At 73.6% G+C, this 22,704-nt stretch carries 20 protein-coding genes; 13 read left to right on the top strand and 7 right to left on the bottom strand.

The features are described from left to right. Positions 1-6 precede the first annotated feature (6 nt). Positions 7-933, top strand: coding sequence for a hypothetical protein (locus tag IE145_RS29875; RefSeq protein ID WP_189528553.1), 927 nt, complete (start codon positions 7-9; stop codon positions 931-933). Between the two features lie 241 nt (positions 934-1,174). Further along, the gene (locus tag IE145_RS29870; protein ID WP_189528552.1) at positions 1,175-1,897 is read left to right on the top strand and encodes a hypothetical protein; all 723 of its coding nucleotides are present in this window, start codon (positions 1,175-1,177) and stop codon (positions 1,895-1,897) included. Between the two features lie 105 nt (positions 1,898-2,002). On the opposite strand, the gene IE145_RS29865 is transcribed toward IE145_RS29870, so the two are convergent. Beyond that, positions 2,003-4,288, bottom strand: a complete 2,286-nt coding sequence (locus tag IE145_RS29865; RefSeq protein WP_189528551.1) for an exo-beta-d-1,3/1,6-glucosidase — start codon at positions 4,286-4,288, stop codon at positions 2,003-2,005. Positions 4,289-4,457: 169 nt separating this feature from the next. On the opposite strand from IE145_RS29865, the gene IE145_RS29860 reads away from it, so the two are divergent. After that, a complete protein-coding gene (locus IE145_RS29860; protein WP_189528550.1) occupies positions 4,458-5,057 on the top strand; it encodes a TetR/AcrR family transcriptional regulator in 600 nt (199 codons plus the stop codon). A 28-nt stretch (positions 5,058-5,085) separates the two neighbouring features. Here the strand turns inward: IE145_RS29860 and IE145_RS29855 are convergent, their stop codons facing one another. The 4 genes from IE145_RS29855 to IE145_RS29840 form a co-directional block, all read right to left on the bottom strand. Next, positions 5,086-5,424 carry a hypothetical protein gene (locus tag IE145_RS29855; protein WP_189528549.1) on the bottom strand — a complete coding sequence of 113 codons (339 nt, stop codon included), beginning with the start codon at positions 5,422-5,424 and terminating at the stop codon, positions 5,086-5,088. A 204-nt stretch (positions 5,425-5,628) separates the two neighbouring features. Beyond that, entirely contained in the window at positions 5,629-6,531 is a 903-nt protein-coding gene (locus IE145_RS29850) for a type II CAAX endopeptidase family protein (RefSeq protein WP_189528583.1), read from the bottom strand. Between the two features lie 318 nt (positions 6,532-6,849). Further along, on the bottom strand, positions 6,850-7,482 hold the full coding sequence (locus IE145_RS29845) for a response regulator (RefSeq protein ID WP_189528548.1): 633 nt from the start codon (positions 7,480-7,482) through the stop codon (positions 6,850-6,852). Continuing rightward, a complete protein-coding gene (locus IE145_RS29840; RefSeq protein WP_189528547.1) occupies positions 7,470-8,576 on the bottom strand; it encodes a sensor histidine kinase in 1,107 nt (368 codons plus the stop codon). Before IE145_RS29840 ends, IE145_RS29845 begins: the two co-directional genes overlap by 13 nt. Before the next feature lie 384 nt (positions 8,577-8,960). On the opposite strand from IE145_RS29840, the gene lanL reads away from it, so the two are divergent. From lanL to IE145_RS29810, 6 genes are all read left to right on the top strand, one after another. Then, positions 8,961-11,801, top strand: coding sequence for a class IV lanthionine synthetase LanL (gene lanL, locus IE145_RS29835; protein ID WP_189528546.1), 2,841 nt, complete (start codon positions 8,961-8,963; stop codon positions 11,799-11,801). Then, a complete protein-coding gene (locus IE145_RS29830; RefSeq protein ID WP_189528545.1) occupies positions 11,798-13,792 on the top strand; it encodes a S9 family peptidase in 1,995 nt (664 codons plus the stop codon). Before lanL ends, IE145_RS29830 begins: the two co-directional genes overlap by 4 nt. Then, the gene (locus IE145_RS29825) at positions 13,789-13,920 is read left to right on the top strand and encodes an ALQxL family class IV lanthipeptide (RefSeq protein ID WP_189528544.1); all 132 of its coding nucleotides are present in this window, start codon (positions 13,789-13,791) and stop codon (positions 13,918-13,920) included. The genes IE145_RS29830 and IE145_RS29825 overlap by 4 nt, the downstream gene beginning before the upstream one ends. A gap of 174 nt (positions 13,921-14,094) precedes the next feature. Then, on the top strand, positions 14,095-15,834 hold the full coding sequence (locus tag IE145_RS29820) for an ABC transporter ATP-binding protein (RefSeq protein ID WP_189528543.1): 1,740 nt from the start codon (positions 14,095-14,097) through the stop codon (positions 15,832-15,834). Continuing rightward, the gene (locus tag IE145_RS29815) at positions 15,831-17,585 is read left to right on the top strand and encodes an ABC transporter ATP-binding protein (RefSeq protein ID WP_189528542.1); all 1,755 of its coding nucleotides are present in this window, start codon (positions 15,831-15,833) and stop codon (positions 17,583-17,585) included. The genes IE145_RS29820 and IE145_RS29815 overlap by 4 nt, the downstream gene beginning before the upstream one ends. Positions 17,586-17,643: 58 nt before the next feature. After that, positions 17,644-18,429, top strand: coding sequence for an SAM-dependent methyltransferase (locus IE145_RS29810; protein ID WP_189528541.1), 786 nt, complete (start codon positions 17,644-17,646; stop codon positions 18,427-18,429). Here the strand turns inward: IE145_RS29810 and IE145_RS29805 are convergent. Beyond that, entirely contained in the window at positions 18,402-19,484 is a 1,083-nt protein-coding gene (locus IE145_RS29805) for a hypothetical protein (protein ID WP_189528540.1), read from the bottom strand. The genes IE145_RS29810 and IE145_RS29805 overlap by 28 nt on opposite strands. Positions 19,485-19,623: 139 nt before the next feature. After that, complete coding sequence (locus IE145_RS29800) at positions 19,624-20,058, bottom strand: hypothetical protein (protein WP_189528539.1); 435 nt, start codon at positions 20,056-20,058, stop codon at positions 19,624-19,626. Positions 20,059-20,140: 82 nt separating this feature from the next. Between IE145_RS29800 and IE145_RS29795 the strand changes: the two genes are divergently transcribed. The 4 genes from IE145_RS29795 to IE145_RS29780 form a co-directional block, all read left to right on the top strand. Continuing rightward, positions 20,141-20,968 (top strand): helix-turn-helix domain-containing protein, encoded by an 828-nt coding sequence (locus IE145_RS29795; RefSeq protein ID WP_189528538.1) that lies wholly within the window; start codon positions 20,141-20,143, stop codon positions 20,966-20,968. After that, a complete protein-coding gene (locus IE145_RS29790; protein ID WP_189528537.1) occupies positions 20,965-21,204 on the top strand; it encodes a DUF397 domain-containing protein in 240 nt (79 codons plus the stop codon). The genes IE145_RS29795 and IE145_RS29790 overlap by 4 nt, the downstream gene beginning before the upstream one ends. A 70-nt stretch (positions 21,205-21,274) precedes the next feature. Next, positions 21,275-21,661, top strand: coding sequence for a DUF6336 family protein (locus IE145_RS29785; protein WP_229825946.1), 387 nt, complete (start codon positions 21,275-21,277; stop codon positions 21,659-21,661). A gap of 253 nt (positions 21,662-21,914) precedes the next feature. Further along, positions 21,915-22,704, top strand: a 790-nt coding sequence (locus IE145_RS29780) for an APC family permease (RefSeq protein WP_229825950.1), incomplete at its 3' end; no start/stop codon positions are given.

Genomic DNA, 22,704 nt, shown 5'->3' with positions numbered 1-22,704 from the left:
TTGACGATGGAGAAGTCAGGAAGACCGGCGAAGAAGCGGCTCTTCGGACTGTCGCTGCTGCTCTCGATCCTGGTACTGCTCCTGGAGGCGCTGCTCGCCCTCGTGGTGTCCGTCGTGTACGGCCTCACCCAGGAATCACCGAACGTGGGCGGCGGTTCGGGGATGTTCATCTTCCTTCTTCCCGTGCTCGCCGTGTTCGGGACCGTGATCGCCGGCGCGCTGTCCGTGGGCCTCGTCCTCCCCACCGCCTGGCTCGGCGACGTACTGGGGCGCAGGTTCGGCGGGCGTGAGGTGTGGTGGTGGGTTCCGGTGGTGGCGGGGGCCGTCTCGCTCGTCGTCGTCGGCGCCGTCGCCGCCCTGGCGGGCGGTGCGGGGGCCGGCCCCGTCGCCCTGGGGTGGTTCCTGACCACGGCCGCGCTCACCGTGCCGGCGCTGCTCTGGCGGTCGCGCCGGGAGCGGATCTTCAAGCCGGTGCTCCTGTGGGGCGTGGCGGCCATCGTCCTCACCGCCGTCCTCGGCGGCACCGGCCTGGCGACGGGGGTCCTCAAGGAGTACCGGCCGCCGGCGCTCACCTCGGCGGACCTCGTCGGTCGCTGGTCCGACGGACAGGGCGGGACGGTCACCCTCACGGCGGACGGGCGGGCCGCCGCCGTGGACCTCGACGACGACCTCGGCGGCTGGGGCCCGGAGGACGACGCCACGGACCCGGACGGCCCCAAGGGCGCGGACACCCGCTGCACGGGGCAGGGCACCTGGACGTACGAGCCCGGCGCGAGCACCTGGTCGCAGGAGGTGGACATCACCGTCGACTCGTGCGGCTTCGACGCCTGGAACGTCGGCGGCACGGCGAGCCGGCCCACCCTCTACCAGTACATCGGCGACCCGGACTCCGGGGACCTGTACGCGCTGACGAGGACCGACGGCGGACCGTGACGGGCCCCGGGCGGGGAACCCGAGGAGTTCCCCCGCCCGCGTCGCCCACGAGGGCCGCCCGTCACATTCCCGGTACGAGTCCTTCTCGACTGAGCCACCATCACCCGTCCAGAACGTACGGAACGCAAACTGGAATATCCCGTTCTCCGCCCTTCACGCCCCTTTTGGCAAGGCTCCCACAGGGTCGCAGCGGCCTCCTCGACCACACAGCGTTGTCACAGGCGCAACTTAGGCTCCCTTTATGCGTATCTCGAAGAACCTCATCGGGCTGGCCGCCATCGGCATCCTCGTGACCGGCTGCGGCTCGTCCTCGGGCGACGACTCCGCCCGCACCTCCGCGTCGGCGGACTCCGCCGGCAAGGCCCCCGGCGAGGAGGCCAAGGCCCCGGAGCCGGGCGCGGACCTCGCGGTGCCGGTGACCGGTCCGCAGGCCGACGTCGTCGCCTCCAGCTCCGACCCGAAGCTCAAGGTCCTCCCCAAGCCCGCCAACGGCGCGTCGTTCACCGAGAAGGTCGAGCACAAGCTCCAGGAAGACCTGCTCCGCCGCCTCAAGGTGCCCGGGAAAACCAGCGCGAACTGCCCTGACGGCGTGACCCAGAAGGCCAGCGCGGTCAGCATCTGCAACGTGACGTACGAGGGCGCGACCGTCCCGTACGAGATCGAGATCAGCGAGAAGTACAAGCCGGGCAGCTTCCTGACGTTCTACAACAGCACCCCGAAGCAGAGCATTCTGGTCGCCAAGGCCGCCTACGAGCGCCTCTGGACCTCGCACAAGGGCCGCAGCGACATCAGCAAGCTCTCCTGCGATGAGCTGCCGGTGGCCAAGGCCGTGGAAGAGGAGGCCGAGACCGGCCTCCACTGCCAGTACTGGAGCAAGTACGCGGGCGACGAGCGCAACGGCGGGTTCGTCAAGCTCGGCATCAAGGTCAGCCGGCACAACGTGGACTTCTTCGAGGTCCGCTGACGACCGCCGGCGGCTCCGGGCCCCGGGCCACACCGGCGCGACCGCTCCCGCGTGCGCACGCGGGAGCGGTCGCGCCGACGGGCGCCGCCGCCCACCGTCCAGGGCTCAGCCCTTGACGGTGAACTCCCCTCGCAGCAGCGCCTCGTCCCGCGACGACGGGCCCACCAGCAGCTCGAAGCGGCCCGGCTCCACCGTGCGCACGCCCGCCGCGTCCACGAGCGTGCAGTCGGCCGCCGGCAGCTCGAAGAGGACCTCGCGCGACTCCCCCGGGGCCAGCGCCACCTGCCGGTAGGCCTTCAGCTCCTTCTCCGCCCAGGTCACCGACGTCACCGTGTCGCTCACATACACCTGGACCGTCTCCAGCGCGGGCCGCGCCCCCGTGTTGGTCACCGTGACCCGGGCCCGTACGGTCTCCGATTCGCCGACCACCGCCGTCAGCACCTCCAGGTCCGCGTAGGCGACCGTCGAATAGCTCAGCCCCTCGCCGAACGCGAACGCCGGGCGCTGGGTGAGGTCCGCGTAGCGGGTGCCGTGCTGGCCGCGCACCTGGTTGTAGTACGTCGGCTGCTGGCCCGCGTGCCGGGCGAAGGACAGCGGCAGCCGCCCGGTCGGCTCGATCAGCCCGAGGAGCAGTTCGGCGATCGCCCGGCCGCCGAGCATGCCCGGGTTGGCCGCGTACACGATCGCCGCCGCACCGAGCGCGGAGGGCGGCAGCACCAGCGGCTTGGAGCTGATGACGACGACCACCAGCGGCTTCCCCGTGGCCGCCAGCGCGTCCAGCAACGCGACCTGGTCGCCGACGAGTTCGAGGGTCGCCGTCGACTTGCCCTCGCCGATCAGCTCGATCCGGTCGCCGACGACGGCCACCACGTGGTCGGCGGCCTCGGCGGCGGCGACGGCCTCGGCGATCAACTCCGCGTCGGGGGCGGCCGGGTGGACGACCTCGGGCCGGGGCTGCCCGTCGGGGAAGAACTCCCCCTCCGGGTCGGGCCCGACATCCAGGATCCGGGCGCCGGGCGCGTACGAGACGGTCCAGCCGGCGGGCACGTGGTCGCGGAAGCCGTCGAGGACCGTACGGATCATGGCGCGCGGCTGGCCGTCCGGGAGCCAGTCGGCCTGCCCGGAGGAGCCCGCCCAGTCGCCCAACTGGGTCTGCGCGTCATCGGCGTTGGGGCCGACGACCGCGACCGTACGGGGGCCTGTCCCCGTCGCCCGTCGCCCTTCCCCGCCGGCCTCCGGACCGCCCGCGAACGGCAGCATGCCGTCGTTCGTCAGCAGCACCAGCGAGCGGCGGGCCGCCTCCAGGTTCAGCGCCGCGTGCGCCCCGCTGCCGATGACCTCGGCCTGCCGGCCGGCATCGGGGTGGCGCGGGTCCTCGAAGAGGCCGAGCTCGAACTTGAGCGTCAGGATGCGGCTTACGGCGGCGTCGATCTCCGCCTCCGCCAACGCGCCCTGCGCCACCGCCTCCTGGGCGCCCTCGAAGAAGTCCGCCGTGGTCATCACCATGTCGTTGCCCGCGCGGACCGCAGCCGCCGACGCCTGCGCGTAGTCGGCGTAGACCTTCTGCTCCCACACCATGCGGCCGACGTTGTCCCAGTCGGTGACCAGGGTGCCGGTGTAGCCCCACTCGCCGCGCAACACCTCGTTGAGCAGCCAGTCGTTGACGGTGATCGGCACACCGTCCATCGACTGGTAGCCGAGCATGAAGGTCCGGCACCCCTCCTTCGCGACCCGCTCGAACGGCGGCAGGAACCAGGAGCGCAGCTTGCGGCGCGAGATGTCCGCCTCGCTGGCGTCCCGGCCGCCCTGGGTCTCGGAGTACCCGGCGAAGTGCTTGGCGCAGGCCAGGATCGCGGTCGGGTCGTCCAGGCCCTCGCCCTGGTAGCCACGCACCATCGCGGAGGCCAGCTCGCCGATCAGGAACGGGTCCTCGCCGAACGTCTCGCTCACCCGGCCCCACCGCAGGTCCCGGGTGACGCAGAGCACCGGCGAGAACGTCCAGTGCACCCCGGTCGCCGCGACCTCCACCGCCGTCGCCCGCGCGATCCGCTCCACCAGCTCCGGGTCCCAGGTGGCGGCCATCCCGAGCTGCGTCGGGTAGATCGTGGCCCCTTCCCAGAACGAGTGCCCGTGGATGCAGTCCTCCGCGACGAGCAGCGGGATGCGCAGCCGGGTCCGCGCGGTGAGCGCGGCGGCCTCGCGCACCCGCTCCGGGGACGCGTGCAGGATCGAGCCCGCGTGCAGGTCCTCGACGAGGTGCCGCACGCCCTCCTTGGCGTTGAGCTGGAGCATCTGGCCCACCTTCTCGGGCAGCGTCATGCGCCCCAGGAGGTCGGCGACCCGCTCCGCGACGGGCAGCTCAGGGTCGAGGTACGGCGGCTTGGGACCCACAGGACTTCCTTTCACGACGGTCACGACGGCCACGGCCACGACGGCCGCGCCCGCGAGAGCGGCACTCGCAGTACCGTACGCTCAATCCCGACCGGTTGGTAAGTATTCACCCCTGTGAGAATCTGGGGAGGAAGCAGAGAGGCGTGGCCATGGCAGCGGGTGAAGACGCGTGACCCCGGGAACGCAGCGCGGCTACGCCAAGGGCCGGGCCAAGCGGACGGAGATCCTCGATCAGGCGATGACCCTGTTCGGCGAGGCCGGCTACCGGGGCGCGTCACTGCGCGTCATCGCCACCCGCTGCGGCATCTCCCACCCGGGGCTCCTGCACCACTTCCCGACGAAGGAGGCGCTGCTCCTCGCGGTCCTCCAGCGCCGCGACGACGTGGACGACGAGTGGCTGGCGCTCGGCGTCACCCGGGGCGTGGACCATCTGCGCCGACTGGTGGATCTCGCCGAGCTGAACGCCAAGCGGCGCGGGATCGTCGAGCTGTTCTCGGTGGTCGCGGCGGAGGCCACGGCCCCCGACCACCCGGCCCACGCGTACTTCGAGGCCCGCTACCGCACGTCCGTCGCCAACACCGAACGCGCCTACCTCCAGGCCCGGGAGGCGGGCGAACTCCGGGACGACGTCGATCCGTCGGCCGCGGCGCAGCAGCTCATCGCACTGATGGACGGCCTCCAGATCCAGTGGCTGATCAGCGACTGCGCGACGGACATGGCGGGGGTGCTGCGGGCGCACGTCCGCGCGCAGCTGACCGTGGAGTTCTGAGGCCGAACCGGCCCGACGGCCGCGCTCCTCAGCCGAAGGCGACGCCCAGCAGATACGGGGTGAGGGTCAGCGTCAGCGCCAGCGACCAGTAGGGGCCGGGGGGCGCCGCAGCCACCAGCCTGCTCCGCATCCACAGGTTGAGCAGGGTCCACAGGCAGCCGAAGCAGGCCACCACCGGGACGACGATGACCAGCCCCGGCCACAAGCCGTCGTTCTCGGTCGGTTCCCGATCGGTCCACCCCAGCTCCGCCAGGGGCCCGTTGGACAGGACGTACCAGATCAGGAAGGCCGGCACGATGGCCGGGATCCCGAGCAGCAGGTTCGCCGCCACCGGGACGCAGGACTTCCACACGCGCTGACGCTCCACGATCCCCCCGGTTCCGGTCGGCCCCCGGCCGATCCTGTCGCGTCAGCTTTGCACGGGCCCGGCGCGCGCTCCCCCGCGCCCCCGCGCCGCCTCGCCGGTCGGACGCGCCGGCACGACGTGAGCCCCTGAGCCCCCCGGCCCCCCCGGCGGCCCCCCCGGCCAACAGGGCCAACGGGGCCAACGGGGCCAACGGGGCCAACAAGGTCAGGGGCTCACCCGCTCGATCCCTCGGCGGTCGGCGATCCGGGCCACGGTGAGGCAGTACAGCGGGGCGAAGACGAGTTCGGCGATCATGGCCTGCCAGGGGGCGTCGGCGGCGGTCTCCGTGCTGGCCAGTTCGCCGAAGCCGGCGGCCAGGCCGAAGGCCAGCAGGTTGTTCGCGACGTGCATGACGATCACGGCTTCGAGCCCACCGGTTCGGATCACGAGCCAGCCCCACCACAGGGCCGAGTACAGCAGCAGGAGGAAGCCGGAGAGCTCGCCGAACCCGTGGGCCAGGGCGAACAGCAGGGACGCGACCGCGACGGCGGGCCAGGGCGTACGCGCGACCCGGCCGATCACCTGGACCAGCCAGCCCCGGAAGACGTACTCCTCGGCGGCGGCCTGGAACGGGACGAGCGCCAGGATCACGGCCAGGCTCAGCAGGAAGACGGGCCACCCGGGGAAGCCGCTCCCCGACTCCCCGATCGGCTCGTCGTTCCAGGTCCACGCGATGAGCAGACCGATCTGCAGGACCATCAGCGGGAAGCCCACGGCGGCGCACCGCCCCAGCCAGCCCCAGCGCAGCCGCCCGACGACGGACGACACGGTCCCGGCGGGCCGCCGGCCCAGCACCCGGGCACCCCCCAGGACGATGGGTATGGCGATCGCGATGCCGACGAGCTGAATGACCAGATCGACGACGGGGTCCTCGAAGAAGGCGTCGCTGTCCGGGTCCGTGGGGGCCGCGTCCAGCAGCTCCGCGAGGACGATCCCGGCGATCCCGACGACCATGACGGCCAACAGGACGAGCCCCCCGACGGCCGACAGCTCGCCGATCCAGCCGAACCGTCCCCCGTGCCCGTTGCGCCCCTGCTCGTCGTAGCGCGCCCCGGCGGGCGCCCGCACCGGCCCGGCCGGCGGCCGGCTCCACTCCGGCGGCCCGCTCCACTCCGGGGGCCGGCCCCAGCCCTGCCCGCCCGGCTGGGCGTGTCCGGGCTGTCCGGGCTGCCAAGGGCCCCCGGGCTGTCCGGTCTGCCAGGGGCTCCCGGGCTGGGCCCAGGGTGAGGGCGGCGGCCCGTCGGTACGGGGCGCGCCGCCCGAGGGCGGCGGCCCGTCCGTACGGGGTGTCCCGCCCGAGGGCGGCGACCAGGGCGAGGGCGGAGGCGGAGGCGGATCAGAAGGGTGGCTCACATCAGCGATCCTCGGATGCCGTACGCCTACGGGTCAACGCCAGCCGTCCTCGCGGACCCGGGACGCCAGGTCGATCTTGGTGTAGGTCGGCCGGCCCGCCTCCTGGTACTTCGCTTTCACCCGGTCCAGGTAGTACTTCGCCGTGTTCGCCGTGATCCCGGCCCTGCGGGCGGTGGCCTTCAGCGTGAGCCCGGAGGCGTACCCCACCAGCACCTCGCGCTCCTGAGGGGAGAGCCGGGGCCGTGCGGGGCCCCGGTCGTAGGCCAGGGCGAAGGCCAGCTCCGGGGAGTGGGCGGTGCGCCCGGCCGCGATCTCGCCGACGGCTTCGACGAGTACGGACAGTTCCTGGTCCTTCGTGAGGAAGCCGTCCGCGCCGTCGGTGATGGCCGCGACGATCCGGTCCCGGTCCGTCACCACGCTGATCATCAGCACCCGGCTGCCCGCCGCCCGCAGCCGGCGGATGTTGTCGGCGACCGGCCGGCCGTCGCGGAGCATGAGGTCCAGCAGCACGACGTCCGGCGGCTCCCCGGGCCCGGCGAGCAGCTCGTCGACCGTGGCGGCGCAGGCGACGAGGTCCACCTCCTCGACGCCCGCGAACCATGACCGGATGCCGTCCCGCAGCATCCGGTCGTCGTCCACCACCGCGACGGTGATCACGCCGGCCATCTCAGCTCCACGCGCACGCCCTCGCCGGGTGCGCTGTCCACGAAGGCCCGCCCTCCGACGCCGCGCATCCGGGCGTACACGGAACGGTCGAGCCCGATCCCGCTCCGCCGGGCGGGGGCGGTCCGCACCGCCGATCCGCCCGAGGTCTCCGCTCCGGCCGAGCCGCCGGCCCCCTCCTCTCCGGCGCCTTCCACGGCGAAACCCCGGCCCCGGTCGACCACGGTGACGATCAGCCGGCCGGAGTCACCGGCGGCGGTCAGGAAGGCGTGCCCCGTACCGGCGTGGCACCGCACGTTGTTGAGCGACTCGGTCACGGCCCGTGCCATGGCCAGCGCTATCTCGCCGGGCACGGCGGGCAGCTCGTGATAGCGGGCGGACACCCGCAGCCCGAGCGCTTCGGCGGCGCGTACGGACTCCTCCAGCGCGGCCCGTAACTCGGAGGCCTGCTCACGGTCGTCCGCCTGCTCGACCAGCCTCCTGAGGTACGCGGCTTCCCGCGCACACCGCTCGCGCATCATCGAGGTGTTGGCGTCGACGCCACCGCGGGCGATGGCCGTCAGCGTGGCGAGGACGGTGTCGTGGAGGGCGTTGTGATGGGCGACGCGCTCCGCGAACCTGGCCCGCTGCGCCTCCGCGGCCAGCGCCCGCCGGTTGGCCGAGTCGACCCGCTCGCCCTGCCGGCAGAGGTACCAGGTGAGCACCCAGGAGACGACGGCGGAGAAGACCACGGCGTTGAGATGGGCGCCGGTCACGGAGGCGTCCGCCTCCACCAGGAGATACCCGGCGAGATGCGTGGCCACCAGGAGCATCACGGCCACGGCGAGCAGGCGCGCTCCGAAGGCGACCGCGGCCATGGCCGAGGCCGATCCGCCCAGGAGCATCACCCAGGCGATCGACTCCTGGGTGCGGGCCCCGCCCCAGGCGTACGCCCCGAAGGGCAGCAGGCAGCCGATCACCAGGACGTCCAGACCCACGGCCCAGGAAACGAGCCGCCGGTGCCGGGCCGCCATGAACCAGATGAGAGCGGTGGCCACGATCGCGGCCACCAGTGCCAGCCACGGGAACAGGCGGTCGCGCTGATGCTGCGTGACCACCGCCCCTCCTGCGGTCAGATGACTGCCGCGATACAGCGCGGTGGCGATGACCATCGTCTTCCGGGCCCGGTGCAGCCCGGTTTCGGCAGTGTCGATCCGGCGGCCCCCCTTGATCGCAACCCCCCAGAACGGGTGGTGCACCGGCCCCTCGGCACACCGCTAACGTCACCCGTGGCGATCAGGGGATCGCTCGCAGCCACGATAGGCGGACCCCGGCCGAGGCTGGTCGTGATTCCCGGACAACTCGGCAGATCTTTCGATATCCCGTTGCCAAAAAGGGATGTGACATGTCATCAACCCGCCCGGAGCCGCCCGCCCTTCTTCGGCGCGGCCCCGGCTCCGCCGAGGCCCGCACCGTACCGCACCGGCCAGGAAGGATCGCCCGTGAGCACGGACCGTGACGAACACGACAGCGGCAACTTCTTCGCCCTGGACACCGGGCTGCTGCCCGGCATCGTCGAAGGGGTGCTGCACCGGCGCGGCGCGAGGCGATGGCAGGTCGAACAGGGGGAGTTCTGGTGCTCGGTCCGGCCGCGCGGCCATCGGAGCGGCGAGCAGGGCTGGAAGCTGCACCTGTCGGCCACACCGCTGTCCGCGGCCCTGGTCCTGGCGGTGGCGGCCGACGTCCTGATCGAGGAACGGGCCTCGTTCAAGTTCGCGGGAGCCCTGGACCGGGTCGCCCTGCTGACCGGCGGGCGCGCCGACCGCGGGGGCGGCGGAAAGTTCATCACGGTCTACCCCGACGGGCCGGAGATGTTCCGCCGACTGGCCCGGCGGCTGCACGAGGCGACGCTGGGACTGCGCGGCCCGCGCATCCTGTCGGACCGGCCCTACGCCCCGGGCAGCCTCGTCCACTACCGCTACGGGGTGTTCGGCGGGGTGCTCACGACGACGAACGACGGGGACACGGACGTACGGCTGCGCCGTCCCGACGGGGGACTGGAGAAGGACCGGCGGCAGGCCTGGGTCACCACCCCTTCGTGGGCGCCGCCGCCGTTCCCGGAGCCGAGCACTTCCCCGGGGGCCGGGCCGAGCCCGTCGCGGGAGCCGGACGTACCGGCGAAGCCGACCCGGACGCCGGGGAAGAAGTCCGTGCGCCTCAACGGCCGTTACGTGGTCGCCAAGGCGATCCGGCACGCCTTCAAGGGCGGGGTGTACCTCGCGACCGACGAGACCACCGGCCGGCAGGTCGTGGTGAAGGAGGCGCGGGCACACGTCGGCGTCCGCATGGACGGCACCGACCTCCAGGACACCCTGCGCCACGAGGCCGAGATGCTGGAGGCGCTGGCCCCGCTGGGCCTCACTCCGGCCGCGATCGAGCTGTTCTCCCAGGGCGGCAACCTGTTCCTGGCCCAGGAGTTCGTGCCGGGGCAGACGCTGCGCGACCGGCTGGTGGAACGCCCGGTCCGGGACCTCGCCACGTTCCTGGACCTCGGCCGGCAGATCGTGGACATCGTGGCGGCCGTCCACGGCACCGGGCGGGTGCTGCGCGACCTCTCGCCGAACAACCTCATGGTCACGCCGGAGGGCCGGGTCCGGCTCATCGACGTCGAGTACCTGGCCCCCGAGGGCGTCCCGGTCCGGCGCGGATACACCCCCGGCTATGTCGGCCCCGAGGTGTCCTCACTGCGGGACTACGACTTCACGGCTCCCACCTACGCGGGCGATCTCTACGGCCTCGGCGCGGTGCTGCTCCATCTGGCGACGGGTGTCGACCTGCTCCTGGCCCCCGACGACCGCCCGGTGGGCGACCGTACGGAGGCCCTGATCGCGCTGGCGATCGCCGATCGCCCCTGGGCGGAACCGCTGCTGCCCCTGCTGCTCGCCCTCTGCGCCCCGCTCCCCGAAGGCCGCTGGGAGCTGTCCCGGGTACGGAAGGTTCTCGTCGAGCTGACCGGGACCGAGCACCGGTCCACGGGCGGAACCCGGGCGACGGGCACGGGCGCCACCGGTGGGAGCGGCGTTCCGGCCCTGGCCGACGAGGAGCGCGAACGGCTGATCGCCGATGGCCTCGCGTACCTGCTCCGCACCCGCCCGGGCGGCGGCGGACACCTCTGGGACGTCAGCTCGTTCGGCGCGACCACCGACCCGCTGAACGTCCAGTACGGATCGGCCGGCGTCCTCGCCGTGCTCACCCGGGCCGCGGCGGCGGGCGCGGGACCCGAGGTCCGGCACGGGGTGGCGGAGCTGACGGAGTGGACGCGGCGGCGTCTCGCCGATCTCCCGACCGGCCGGACACCCGACGGAACGCTCCTGCCCGGGCTGCACTTCGGCCGCTCCGGCACGGCCTGGGCCCTGCTCGACGCGGCGCTGCTGCTGGGCGACGAGGACGTCGCCGCCGAGGCGGCCGCGCTGGCGCGCGCGGTCCCCGTCGACTGGCCCAACCGGGACATCTGCCACGGGGCGGCGGGGGCCGGAATGGCCCAACTGCACTTCTGGCGCACGACCGGTGATCCGGTCTTCCGCGATCGGGCGGTCGCCTGCGCCGAGGCGATCGTCGCGGCGGCCGAGGATCACCCGGCCGGGGTGATCTGGCCCGTCCCGGCCGCCTTCGACTCGAACCTCGCCGGGGCCCGCCACTACGGGTTCGCCCACGGCATCGCGGGCATCGGCGCGTTCCTGCTGGCCGCCGGGGCGGCGGCGGAACACGAGGGCTTCCTCTGGGCGGCTCGCACGGCGGGCGACACCCTGGTGCGGCTGGCCCGCGTCGAGGACGGCCGGGCGGTCTGGGCGGCCGGGGACCGGGACGCCGACGGGCCGGTGGGGCAGACGCACTGGTGCAGCGGCTCCTCGGGCATCGGCACGTTCCTGGTCCGGCTCTGGGCGCGGACCGGCGACGACCGCCACCGGGAGGCCGCCGTGGGCGCGGCGGCCGCGGTACGGGATGCCATGTGGCTCTCCTCCCCCGCCGCCTGCCACGGGCTCGCCGGGAACGCGGAGTTCCTGCTCGACATGTCCGCCGCGCTCGGCGACGTGCGGTACCGCGACCAGGCAGGGGAGTTGGCCGCGTGCATCCGTACCCGTGCCGTTCGGCGCGACGGCCTGCTGGTGGTGCCCGACGAATCGCTGGAGGCGGTCACGGGCGGCTACCAGACCGGTGCCGCCGGAACGGTCGGCATGCTGCTGCGTCTGCGGGACGGGGGCCCACGGCTGTGGATGCCGGACACCCCTGACCTCTTCGCGCCCGCCGGACGGCATCCGCGTACGGCGGTGGGAGCGCGATGAACCGGCGGCCGGAACGCATCAGCTTCCGTTTCTCGGCGCGGTCCCGCTTCGCCGCCTGCCTGGTGGCCACGGCCGACGGCGCGCTGGCCCCGGGGTGGTGGGACCTCGACGGCACGCACCTCCCGTACGCCGGTGACCCGCCCCGCTACCGGGAGGGCGCCCCGGTGGAGACCACCGCCACCCAGGTTCTGCCGACCGAGGACGGCGGGCTGCTGCGGCTGCGCGGCGCGGCGGGCTCCGGCCGCCACCTGCTCCTGCTGTCCCGCCCCGCGTCAGCAGAAGACGTGACCGCGGAGCCCGTGACCGCGGAGCCCGTGACCGGGGAGCCCGGGACCGCGAAGCCCGGGACCGGGGGCCCGGCCCCCGCCGAGGACCCGGCCGAGTGCCTGTCCGTCGAGGCGCGGGGGCTGCGCCTGGTGCCCGGCGGCCCGCGCGGCACGCTCGCGCTGGCGGTGGAGACCACGCACGACGGCCGTACCCGCGTCTGGCGGGTACGCTCCGCGCCGCTGCGGCTGAGCGACCCCGTGGACCTGCCCGGCCGGATCACCGCCCTCCTGCCGCTGGACGGAACGGGCTTCCGCTACGCCACGGACCTCGAAGGGCCGGACGGACACCGCCCCGCCTTCCTCGACCTGCGCGACGGGAGCCGGCGCGCTCTCCCGTCGTCGCCGGACGGCCGCGTCCACCGGCTGCTGCTGTCGGCCCCGGCCTCGGGGCTGCTGCTGACGGCGAGCGACCCCGGCGACGGGCGGCTGCGGATCGCCCGCGCCACCTTCGGCGACCGGCCCCGGCTCGACTTCCCGGACCGGCTCAACTCCCTGGACGGAGCGGTCCTTCCGCTGGCCGCCGATCCCGCGGGTGAACGGGTCGCGCTACGCGTCTCCCGGGGCGCGCAGGCCCGTCTCTTCCTCTACGACGTGGCGGCGGACCGGCCCCGGCCCGCCGCGCTGCCGCCGGGCGCGTTCCACCCCGTCGCGGGCTGGAGCGAGAGCGGGCTGCGTGTCGTGTACGCGACCCCGGACCGTCCCGCCGACCTGGTCACCGTCCCGGACAGCGGCGGGTCGGATGCTCCTTCGGCCACCAGCGGGGCCGTGTCCGCCACCCCCGGCGCCTCCGCCGCTCCCCACGCCCCCACCGAGTGGTTCGCCACCCCGTCCGGGCGGTTCGAGGCCGTCCGGCTGGGCGACTGGCGCACCGCGCCCACGGTCGTCGTGGCACTGCACGGCGGACCGGAGGCCCACTGGACGCTCGGCCACGACCCCGTGCTCGCGCGCCTGTCGGAGGCCGGGGCGGCCGTCGTGGCGCCCAACCAGCGCGGCAGCACCGGCTACGGCCGGGCTCACGCGGAGGCGATCCACGGCGCGTGGGGCGTGCCCGATCTCGCGGACCTCCGCGTCCTGGTCCGTACGCTCACGGAGCAGCGCCCGCCGGACGCGGAACCGCCCGTTCTCCTCGGCACCAGTTACGGGGGCTTCCTCGCCCTGCTGGCCGTGTGCGCCGACCCGTACGCCTGGGCGCGCTGCGCGGTGATCGCCCCGTTCCTGTCCGCGCGCGGACTGCGCGAGCGGTCGACGCCCGCCGTGCGCGCGCTGATCGACCGGCACGGCCTGGGCGCGCCGCCGGACGACGACCTCGGCCCCCGGGACGTCGAACGCCTCGCCCACCGCATCCGCGTACCGCTGCTCGCCCTGCACGGCACCGACGACCCCGTCGTGCCGGTGGACGAGACGCGCCGGCTGCGCCGGTCGCTGGCGGGAGCGGGCGGCCCGGGGCGCGCACCCCACGACTGCCTCGACATCGCGGGCGCCGGCCACCACCCGCTCCAGGAGCGGGGCGGGGCCGAACTCACCGACCGGCTGGTCAGCTTCCTGACGGCCGGGGTCCCGGACCGCGTCCCCCCTGAACTCACGGTCGCCGACGCGACCGTGCGACACCGCCGGCCCTCGGCGGTGTTCGGGCACATCACTCACGACGAAAGGACACCACCATGATCGACAACACCATGACCGTCGACGTCGACGAGCTGCAGACCCTTGAGGGCGAGGAGTCCGTCGCGCTGGCCGGCTGCACCAAGACGTGCACCTGGACCTGCACCATCACCAGCATCGAGCAGCAGTAGCAGCCGTGCGCCGGGCAGGGCCGTCCCGGTCCTGCCCGGCGCACGCCGTGTCCGCGCGTACATCCCCACGCGGGTGTCCGACGGATGCGCCCTCTTCGATTCCCGTCCGCACGACTCACCGCACCCCGTGCCCGGCCGCCCGCGCGGAAGCCACGGAGGGCCGGAAGGAGCGCGATGACGTCTCCCCAGCGACTGGTGTGGGACGCGACCGCCCGGACGCGTGGCTGGTTCGTCCTCGCCTCCGTCACGGCCGTCCTCGGGTCGGCCGGCACGCTGGCGTTCCCCTGGGCGATGGCTCGGGCCCTGGACGCGGTCGTCGCCCGGCGGGCCGCCGCCGGTCCCGTCCTCCTGTGCGCCGCGCTCCTCGCCCTCGTCGTCGCCACCGGGGCGCTCCAGACCCTCGCCAACGGGGGATACGGCTCCGGCACGGTGGCCGCCCTGCGCCGCTCCCTGGCCCGGCGCGCCCTGGACGCGGGGGTGCCGGGGACGGCCGGCTTTCCCGCCGGGGATCTCGCGGGGCGGCTCTCCGCGGGGTGCGCGCAGGCCGGATCGGCCGGGGTCACGCTGGTCACGGCTTCGACGGCGGTGCTGACCTCGCTCGGCGGGGTGGTCGCGCTCTGGCTGCTCGACTGGCGGATCGGGCTCTGCTTCTCGCTGGGCGTACCGCCGTTGGTGCTCATCGCCCGGAGCTTCATGAACCGCGGCTCGGGGCTCTTCCTCCGGTACCAGGAGACCCAGGGCAGGATCTCCGCCCTGCTGCTCGAAGCGCTGGGCGGGGCCCGGACCATCGGTGCGAGCGGCACGGCGGCGGCCGAGACGCGCCGGATCCTGGAACCCCTGCCGGAGTTGTCCCGCACCGGGCACCGGGTCTGGGCGCTCCAGCGGGACACCGGATGGCAGGTGGGCCTGCTGATCCCGGCCGTGGAGGTGCTGGTCCTCGGTGCCGGGGGGCTCGCCCTGCTCCACGGTGACATCAGTGCGGGCGAACTCGCCGCGGTCGTCGCGTACACGGCGCTCGCGATGGCCGCGCTGGACCAGCTCGACGCCCTCTTCGCGCTCGGCATGTCGGCCGCCGGTGCGCGTCGGGTCGCCGAGGTCGTCGACCAGCCGGTCCCGGCACCCGGCACCCGGGTCCGCCCGGCGGGCGGCCCCGGCACGGTGACCCTGTCGGGGGTGACGGTACGTTCGGGAAACCGGCTCGTCCTGGACTCCGTGGACCTCGTCGTCCCGGCGGGCACGGCGCTCGCGGTGGTCGGCCGGTCCGGGGCGGGCAAGAGCACCCTGGCCGCGCTGATCGGGCGGCTGCGGGAGCCCGACGCGGGCCTGGTCGCCATCGACGGCGTACCGCTGCCGGAGCTGACCCCCCAGGCCCTGGGCGCCGCCGTCGGCTACGCCTTCGAGCGGCCCGCGCTGCTGGGGACGACCGTGGCCGGGATGATCGCCTTCGCCCGCCCGGACGCCTCGCGGGAGGAGGTCGGCGCGGCCGCCGGGGCCGCCCGGGCGGACGACTTCATCACCCGCCTGCCGTGTGGCTACGACACCCCGCTCACGGACGCCCCCCTCTCCGGCGGCGAGGTACAACGTCTCGGCCTGGCACGGGCGTTGGTCCACGACCCGGCGGTGATCGTCCTGGACGACGCCCTGTCGAGCCTGGACACCGCCACCGAAGCACGGGTCGGCTCCGCGCTCGCTTCGGCCTGGTCGGACCGTACCCGCGTGCTGATCGCCCACCGGGTGTCGACCGCCGCGCGGGCCGACCTGGTGGCCTGGCTGGAGGACGGCAGGGTCCGCGCCCTGGGCACGCACGCGGATCTGTGGCAACGCGACGACTACCGGGCTCTGTTCGCGGCGGACACCGCACCGGAAGGTGCTCCAGGACACGACACGCATCCGCACACCCAGGAGCCGGTATGAGCGAAGCGGCCCCGCGCCCCATCGACCGGCACCTGTTCGCCGGGTTCCTGCGGCAGCACCGCAAAGCGGCGGTGGCGGTGGCGGGATGGTCGCTGCTGGAGGCCGTTCCGGCGCTCGCCTCCGGACTCCTCGTGGCCGCCGCCCTGGACCGGGGCTTCCTGGCGGGCCGCCCGGCCGAAGGCTTCTTCTGGATCGGGCTGCTCGGGGCCGCGATGGTCTTCCGCGCCCTGATGACCCGGACCCTGACTCCGTGGCTGGGACGGATCGTGGAGCCGCTGCGGGACGAACTGGTGACAGCTGTGGCCGCAGGGGCCGTGCACCGCGCGGCGGCCGGAGCGCGGGACACGGCGGGCGCTGGCGTGGCCCGGCTGACGGTCCAGGTCGAGTCCGTGCGGGCGCTGGTCTCCGCCCTGCTGCGCTCGGCCCGGCAGCTGGGCGTCTCCCTGCTGATGGCGTTCGTGGGCCTGGCCGCCCTGTCCGCCCCGGTGGCGGCGGTCACCCTGCCCCCGGTCCTGCTCACCCTGCTCCTCTGCGCCCCCCGCCTCCGCGCACTCGCCCGCCGCCAGCGCCGCCAACTGCGGGCCGAGGAAGCGCTCACGGCGGCGGCGGGGGAGACCTTCGACGGCATCCGGGACGTCGTCGCGTGCGGCGCCCGGGACCGGGTGGCCGACGTCCTGTCCGCCCGGATCACCGACCACCGCGATGCGGTCCGGGCGGTCGCGAGAACCGCGTCGGCCAACACGCTGCTGGTGTCGCTGGGCAGCCATCTCCCCCTGCTGGTCCTCCTCCTGGCGGCTCCGCGGCTCCTGGACCGGGGGGCACTGTCGGTGGGCGAACTGCTGGGCGCGACCAGCTACCTGGTCGGCGGAGTGGCTCCGGCCCTGCGCGCGCTCGTCTCCGTGCTCGGCTCGTGGGGCGTACAGCTCGCCACCGTGCTGGGCCGGTTGAGCCGGTCGACGCTTCCGGCACGGCGCACCCCCGGGCAGGCTCCGGGTCCGGGCGCCTCGCCCCGGGCCCCGCGCTCCCCGGACCTGTCCCTGGTGAACGTCGGCTACGCCTACGGGCCCGGAGCTGCACCCGTCATCGACGGGCTCTCCCTCGACCTCCCCGCCGGTTCCCATCTGACGGTCGTCGGGCCGAGCGGTGCGGGCAAGTCGACCCTGACCACGCTGCTGGCCGGGCTGGCCGAGCCGGACAGCGGCCGGCTGACCCTGGGCGGCGTGCCGGTGACGGAGGTCGACCGGGCCTGGCTCCACCGGGCGGTGACGCTGATCCCGCAGGAGGCGTACGTGTTCACCGGCACCGTGCGGGACAACCTGCGCTACCTGCGTCCGCGGGCCCGGGACGCCGACCTCCTCGCGTCCGCGACGGCCGTGGGCGCGCGGGCCCTCGTGGACCGGCTCGGCGGTCTGGACGCGCCCGTCGGCCTGGACGGCCCCCCGCTCTCCTCCGGTGAACGGCAGCTCGTGGCGCTGGCCCGCGCCCATGTGTCCCCGGCGTCGATCGTGCTGCTGGACGAGGCGTGCTGCCACCTCGACCCGGCGGCCGAGGAGCGGGCCGAGCGGGCGTTCGCGGCACGGGGCACCACGCTCGTCGTGGTGGCGCACCGCATCAGCTCCGCGCTGCGCGCGCCGCGCGTCCTGGTGCTCGACGGCGAACGCACGGCCATCGGCACACATGCCCAACTCCTGGACGAGAGCCCGCTCTACGCCGACCTGGTGGGCCACTGGGTGGCCGCCACAACCGCGTAGGCGCTGTGACAGACTGCGTCGACTGATTGGTCCTCACCACGTCTATCTGGAGTCCGGCATGACGGCACAGGCGCCTCACCCCCCGATCGACACCAGCAAGCCGCACTCGGCCCGGGTCTACGACGCGCTGCTGGGCGGCAAGGACAACTACCCGGTGGACCAGCAGGTGGCCGAACTCCTGCCCGCCGAGGCGAAGGTCGGCGCGCGGCAGCAGCGCTCCTTCATGAACCGGGCGACGGCCTGGCTGGCGGGCGAGGGCGTGACGCAGTTCCTGGACATCGGGACGGGCATCCCCACCGAGCCGAACCTGCACCAGACGGCCCAGGAGATCCGCCCCTCCGCCCGGATCGTCTACTGCGACAACGACCCCATCGTCCTGCGGCACGCGGAAGCGCTGCTGGTCAGCCGCCCGGAGGGCGTGACGGACTACGTCCACGCGGATGTCCGCGAGCCCGCGATCATCCTCGACGCGGCCCGCGAGACCCTGGACTTCGACCGCCCCATAGCCCTGTCCCTGCTCGGCCTCCTCCACTTCCTCCCCGACGCCGAGAAGCCGATCGACATCGTCCGTACGCTGACCGACGCCATGGCGCCCGGCAGTTACGTCGTCCTGTCCCACGGCGCGTCCGACGTGAACGAGGAGAAGGGGGAGCAGGCCGGGGACGAGTACAAGAAGGGCGGCATCCAGCTGGCCCTGCGGAGCCGCGAGGAGTTCGCCCGGTTCTTCGAGGGCCTGGAGATCGTCGCCCCGGGCCTGGTGAAGGCCCCGGAGTGGTTCAACAACACGCCCGCGCCCACGCAGGAGTTCAGCGGCATCTACGTGGCCGTGGCCAGGGTCCCGTAGCCGGAAGCGGTCTCGTTCGCCCGGATCTCGACGGCGACGCGCTCCCGCCAGGAGGGCGGCGGGGGCGCGGGGTCGGCCTCGGCGCGGGCCGACAGGTCGGCCCAGTAGGCGCGTTGCTGCTCACGGTGGCAGGGTCCGCAGGTGGTGACCCACGATTCGTGCGGCCGGAACACGTGTTCCTCGCCGGGTCCGTCGCAGGCGATGAGGGGCAGCGGCCGGGAGGGCGGCGACGGAGCGGACCACGCCCCATCCCCCGGGTCCGCGGCCTCCTCCGGGCGTGGGGGCAGCTTCTCCACCAGCCGGTGGGCCAGGAACCCGAAGGCCGTCCGCACCCCGTCCGCCGGCAGCGCGCTGCTGAGCGCCAGCCGCAGGTCCCCGGCGCTCACGCCCCGCCGCAGCCACTCGGCGGCGAGCCCGGCCAGCTTGCGGGCCTCCCGCACGCCGAGGGTGAGCTGACGGGCCTGGTGCCGGAGCGAAAGCAACACGCGCTCGGCGAGCTGAAGTTCTTCCCGCGAGGGCGGTTCCGGTTCCTCGCTCGGCGACTCGGCGTCCCCGGCCGCTTCGGTGGGTGGGCGGGAAGAGTCTTCGCCCAGTTCTTCGTCCGCGGGTAAGAGACCACCGGCCATCCGACCGGTCGGCTCACCGACGGTCGGAAAGTGCGCACTCGGAGCGGGCGACGTGCCCGGCACGCCGGACCCACCCGTGTTCGCGTACCCGTTGGCGGGGGCACCGGCACGGAGGCGCGCGGCCTGGTCATCGGTCAGCGGCTCGTTGCTGAACACCTGTACGGTGCGCCAGCGTCCCCCGGCGACGGTCTCCCGCTTCTCGTGCACGTACCCGTACGTCACGAGGTCGGCCTTGGCCTTCTGGTAGGCGCGCCCGGTCATGCCCAGGGCGCGGGCGTGCTCGCTCAGGGCCTTGTCGCGGGCCTCTTCGGGCAGCCCCTGGACGTACAGGACGAGGATTTTCGCGTCACTGCCGAGGCGCGGGTGGCGGATCAGCCCGTTGGGGGCCTTCGTGTAGCCCCTGGGGGGCGGGATAACATGCGACAGCATCGCGGGTGGACTCCTGATCCACTAGTGATGAAGGCCCTCGGGTTAGTGCTGTAACACTTCCGGGGGCCGCCCTATGCACCACTGGCGGCACAGAGCGTGATGACGTGATCACAGTACCGCAGAGAGTGGGCAGCCTCGCTCACTCCCTCACGGCGCACCCCGCCCGCAGCCAGGCCATCTCGTGCAGCAACGCGCCGTCCACGAACGGGTCCTGGGCCGTGGGCCGCGACCGCCAGTCCAGCGGCCAGGTGCCCCCGCCCAGCGCGGGCACCCCGACGAACGCATCGCCCCGCGCGCTCCGGCTCATCGCCTCCACACCGGGAGGCCAGCGGTGCTCGGCGGCGGCCCCGGGCGCGAGCAGGAAGTACATGCTGCGCTCGCCGATGCCGGAGCGGACGATGGGCCCGGCCTGGAAGTCGGTGAACTGCATGACCTCGTACGCGATCTCCTCGCCGAGCAGACCGATGGCCCGGACCGCGTCGAAGTGGATGCCGACATGGCGGAGGGCGTGACCGTAGGCGGGGATCCAGGAGGGGCAGAAGGGGGCCGGATCCGGTGAATTCTTCAGTTCCATGCGCTCAGCGTCGCGGCAGACACGTACGGTGACCAGGGTCACAAGCACGTTGTGAACAGTGGTGTACATACGAGGTGAGCCCGTGCACTCCAGTGAACAGCCGGAAAGCACCGCCGAGATGTTCGGTCTGCTGCTGCGGCACTTCCGGGTGCTGGCCGGGCTGTCCCAGGATCAGTTGGGCAAGCGGATCGGCTACTCCAAGTCCCAAGTGGCGATGGTGGAACGGGGCGCCCGACCGCCGACGGACGTCTTCGTGCAGAAGGCGGACGAGGTGCTGGGTGCACAAGGTGCACTGTTGGTCGCCGCACCGAGGCCGCCGAAGCAGACGGAGCGGCGCAACCCGCTGCCGGGCTGGTTCACGCCGTTCGCGGAGGAAGAGGAGAAGGCGTGGGCCCGGCACGAGTACGAGAACCACGTCATGCCCGGTCTGCTCCAGACGGAGGCGTACGCACGGGCAGTCTTCACGAGCCGGTACCCGACCTATGACGACGACGAGATCGAAGCGAAGGTCGCCGCGCGGCTCGAACGGCAGAGGCTGCTGTCCCGCAGGCCGCTGCCCGACATCAGCTTCGTCCTGGAGACGGTCGTGCTGACCCGGCCGATCGGCGGCCGCCGCGTCATGAAGGCCCAGCTCCACCACCTCGCCGATGTGGCGCGGCTGCGGCACGTCCGGATCCAGCTGATGGATCCGGACCGCGAGGACCACGCGGCGCTGGACGGCCCCTTCGTCCTGCTGGAGACCGACAAGCGTCAGCAGCTCGCCTATATCGAGGGGCAGGGCGGCAGCTTCTTCGTCACCGAACAACCGCAGTTGGGCAACCTGTTCGGCAAGTATGGCGTCACCCGGGCCCAGGCATACACTCCGGAGAGGACGCTGGAGACGATCGAGAAGATGGCAGAGGAACTATGAGCACTGGCCTCCACTGGTTCAAGTCCAGCTACAGCGGCAGCGAGGGCGGCAACTGTGTTGAGGTAGCGCTCACCTGGTCCAAGTCCACCTACAGCGGAAGCCAGGGCGGCGACTGCGTAGAGGTGGCTGCCTGCCCCCACACCGTCCACGTCCGCGACTCCAAGGACCTCACCGTCCCCGCGCTCACCGTCTCCCCCGCCACCTGGACGTCCTTCGTAGACTTCGCCGCGTCGTAGCGACCGGCTCGACGACGCGGGGACGACGGGGGGCACGCACATGGTCCGCTTGAGCAGAGGTGCGGACGGGGTGCTCGAACCGCGTCTGCGGCTGGGCGGCGTCATGGCGCGCGGCGCGGCGTACGGCGTGGGGGCTGCGATCTGCGTCGTGGCCGCCGCGTTCGTCGTGCGGGATCACGGCGTCCGCGTCGACCTGCTGGAAGCGACCACCTATCTGGGACTGCTGACCGGCGCGGTCTTCCTGATGGCCGGGCTGTTCTTCTGGGCGTGCAGCGCCGGTGAGATCCTGCGCTGGCGTGACTTCCTCACGACCACCGGCCCCCACGAAGTGGTGTCGGTCGTCGGGCCCTCCCTGGTCCGTGCCGGTGTCTTCCTGCTCGTGCCCGTTCCCTGCGCCTTCGGCCTGGGCCGACTCGTCACCTCGGCGGAGTACGGCTCCTGGCTGTGGGGAGGCTGAGCCACGCGGGCCGCCCTGTGTGCCGCACGACGCGGCACGCGGGGCTCATGGCCGCCGCCGCGCCGGTTCTCCCGCCCCGGACGCCCTCACGTCCTTCCCTTCGCGGTGAGGGCGTCACCTCGGTCGTCTATCGTGCGGCGGACCGCTGAACATGTTCGCAAGGAGACAAGGCGTGAGCAGCAAGCCCCCGCGCGGAGCCGTACCCGCACCCCCGGGCGAACTCCGGCGGCACATCGGCGTGCCGGACGCGGTGATGATCGGCCTGGGGTCGATGATCGGCGCCGGCATCTTCGCCTCGCTGGCCCCGGCCGCCCGTGCCGCCGGCTCCGGCCTGCTGCTCGGCCTCGCCCTGGCCGCCGTCGTGGCGTACTGCAACGCCACCTCCTCCGCCCGGCTCGCCGCCCTCTACCCGGCATCGGGCGGCACCTACGTCTACGGGCGGGAGCGGCTCGGCGCGTTCTGGGGGTACCTGGCCGGGTGGGCGTTCGTCGTGGGCAAGACCGCCTCCTGCGCGGCGATGGCGTTGACCGTCGGCTCCTACGTCTGGCCGGGCCAGGCGCACGCGATCGCGGTGGCCGCCGTGGTGGCCCTGACCGCCGTCAACTACGCGGGCATCCAGAAGTCCGTCCTGCTCACCCGCGTGATCGTCGCGGTCGTCCTGGCGGTGCTCGCCGCCGTCGCGACCGCCTCCCTGACGTCCGACGGGGTGGACGCGGCCCGCCTGGAGATCGGCACGGACGCCACGGCCACCGGTGTGCTCCAGGCGGCCGGGCTGCTGTTCTTCGCCTTCGCCGGTTACGCCCGCATCGCGACCCTCGGCGAGGAGGCCCGCGACCCGGCCCGCACCATTCCTCGCGCCATCCCGATCGCCCTCGGCATCACCCTCGTCGTCTACGCCCTCGTCGCCGTCTCCGTCCTCCTCGTCCTCGGGCCCGGCGGGCTCGCCTCCGCCACCGCCCCACTCACGGACGCCGCCCGGGCCGCCGACGCCGGCTGGCTCGTCCCCGTCGTACGCGTCGGCGCGGCCGTCGCCGCCCTCGGCT

Source organism: Streptomyces sindenensis, assembly GCF_014649035.1.
GTDB lineage: Bacteria > Actinomycetota > Actinomycetes > Streptomycetales > Streptomycetaceae > Streptomyces > Streptomyces sindenensis.
The sequence above is the reverse complement of the archived record's forward strand: the minus strand, read 5'-3'. Positions and strand labels throughout refer to the sequence as shown.

Bases quoted from the DNA above. Each gene is read 5' to 3' on its own strand.
- IE145_RS29875 (WP_189528553.1), top strand. From the start codon at position 7: ATGGAGAAGTCAGGAAGACCGGCGAAGAAGCGGCTCTTCGGACTGTCG.
- IE145_RS29870 (WP_189528552.1), top strand. From the start codon at position 1,175: ATGCGTATCTCGAAGAACCTCATCGGGCTGGCCGCCATCGGCATCCTC.
- IE145_RS29845 (WP_189528548.1), bottom strand. From the start codon at position 7,482: ATGGCCGGCGTGATCACCGTCGCGGTGGTGGACGACGACCGGATGCTG.
- IE145_RS29830 (WP_189528545.1), top strand. From the start codon at position 11,798: ATGAACCGGCGGCCGGAACGCATCAGCTTCCGTTTCTCGGCGCGGTCC.
- IE145_RS29825 (WP_189528544.1), top strand. From the start codon at position 13,789: ATGATCGACAACACCATGACCGTCGACGTCGACGAGCTGCAGACCCTT.
- IE145_RS29820 (WP_189528543.1), top strand. From the start codon at position 14,095: ATGACGTCTCCCCAGCGACTGGTGTGGGACGCGACCGCCCGGACGCGT.
- IE145_RS29815 (WP_189528542.1), top strand. From the start codon at position 15,831: ATGAGCGAAGCGGCCCCGCGCCCCATCGACCGGCACCTGTTCGCCGGG.
- IE145_RS29810 (WP_189528541.1), top strand. From the start codon at position 17,644: ATGACGGCACAGGCGCCTCACCCCCCGATCGACACCAGCAAGCCGCAC.
- IE145_RS29805 (WP_189528540.1), bottom strand. From the start codon at position 19,484: ATGCTGTCGCATGTTATCCCGCCCCCCAGGGGCTACACGAAGGCCCCC.
- IE145_RS29800 (WP_189528539.1), bottom strand. From the start codon at position 20,058: ATGGAACTGAAGAATTCACCGGATCCGGCCCCCTTCTGCCCCTCCTGG.
- IE145_RS29790 (WP_189528537.1), top strand. From the start codon at position 20,965: ATGAGCACTGGCCTCCACTGGTTCAAGTCCAGCTACAGCGGCAGCGAG.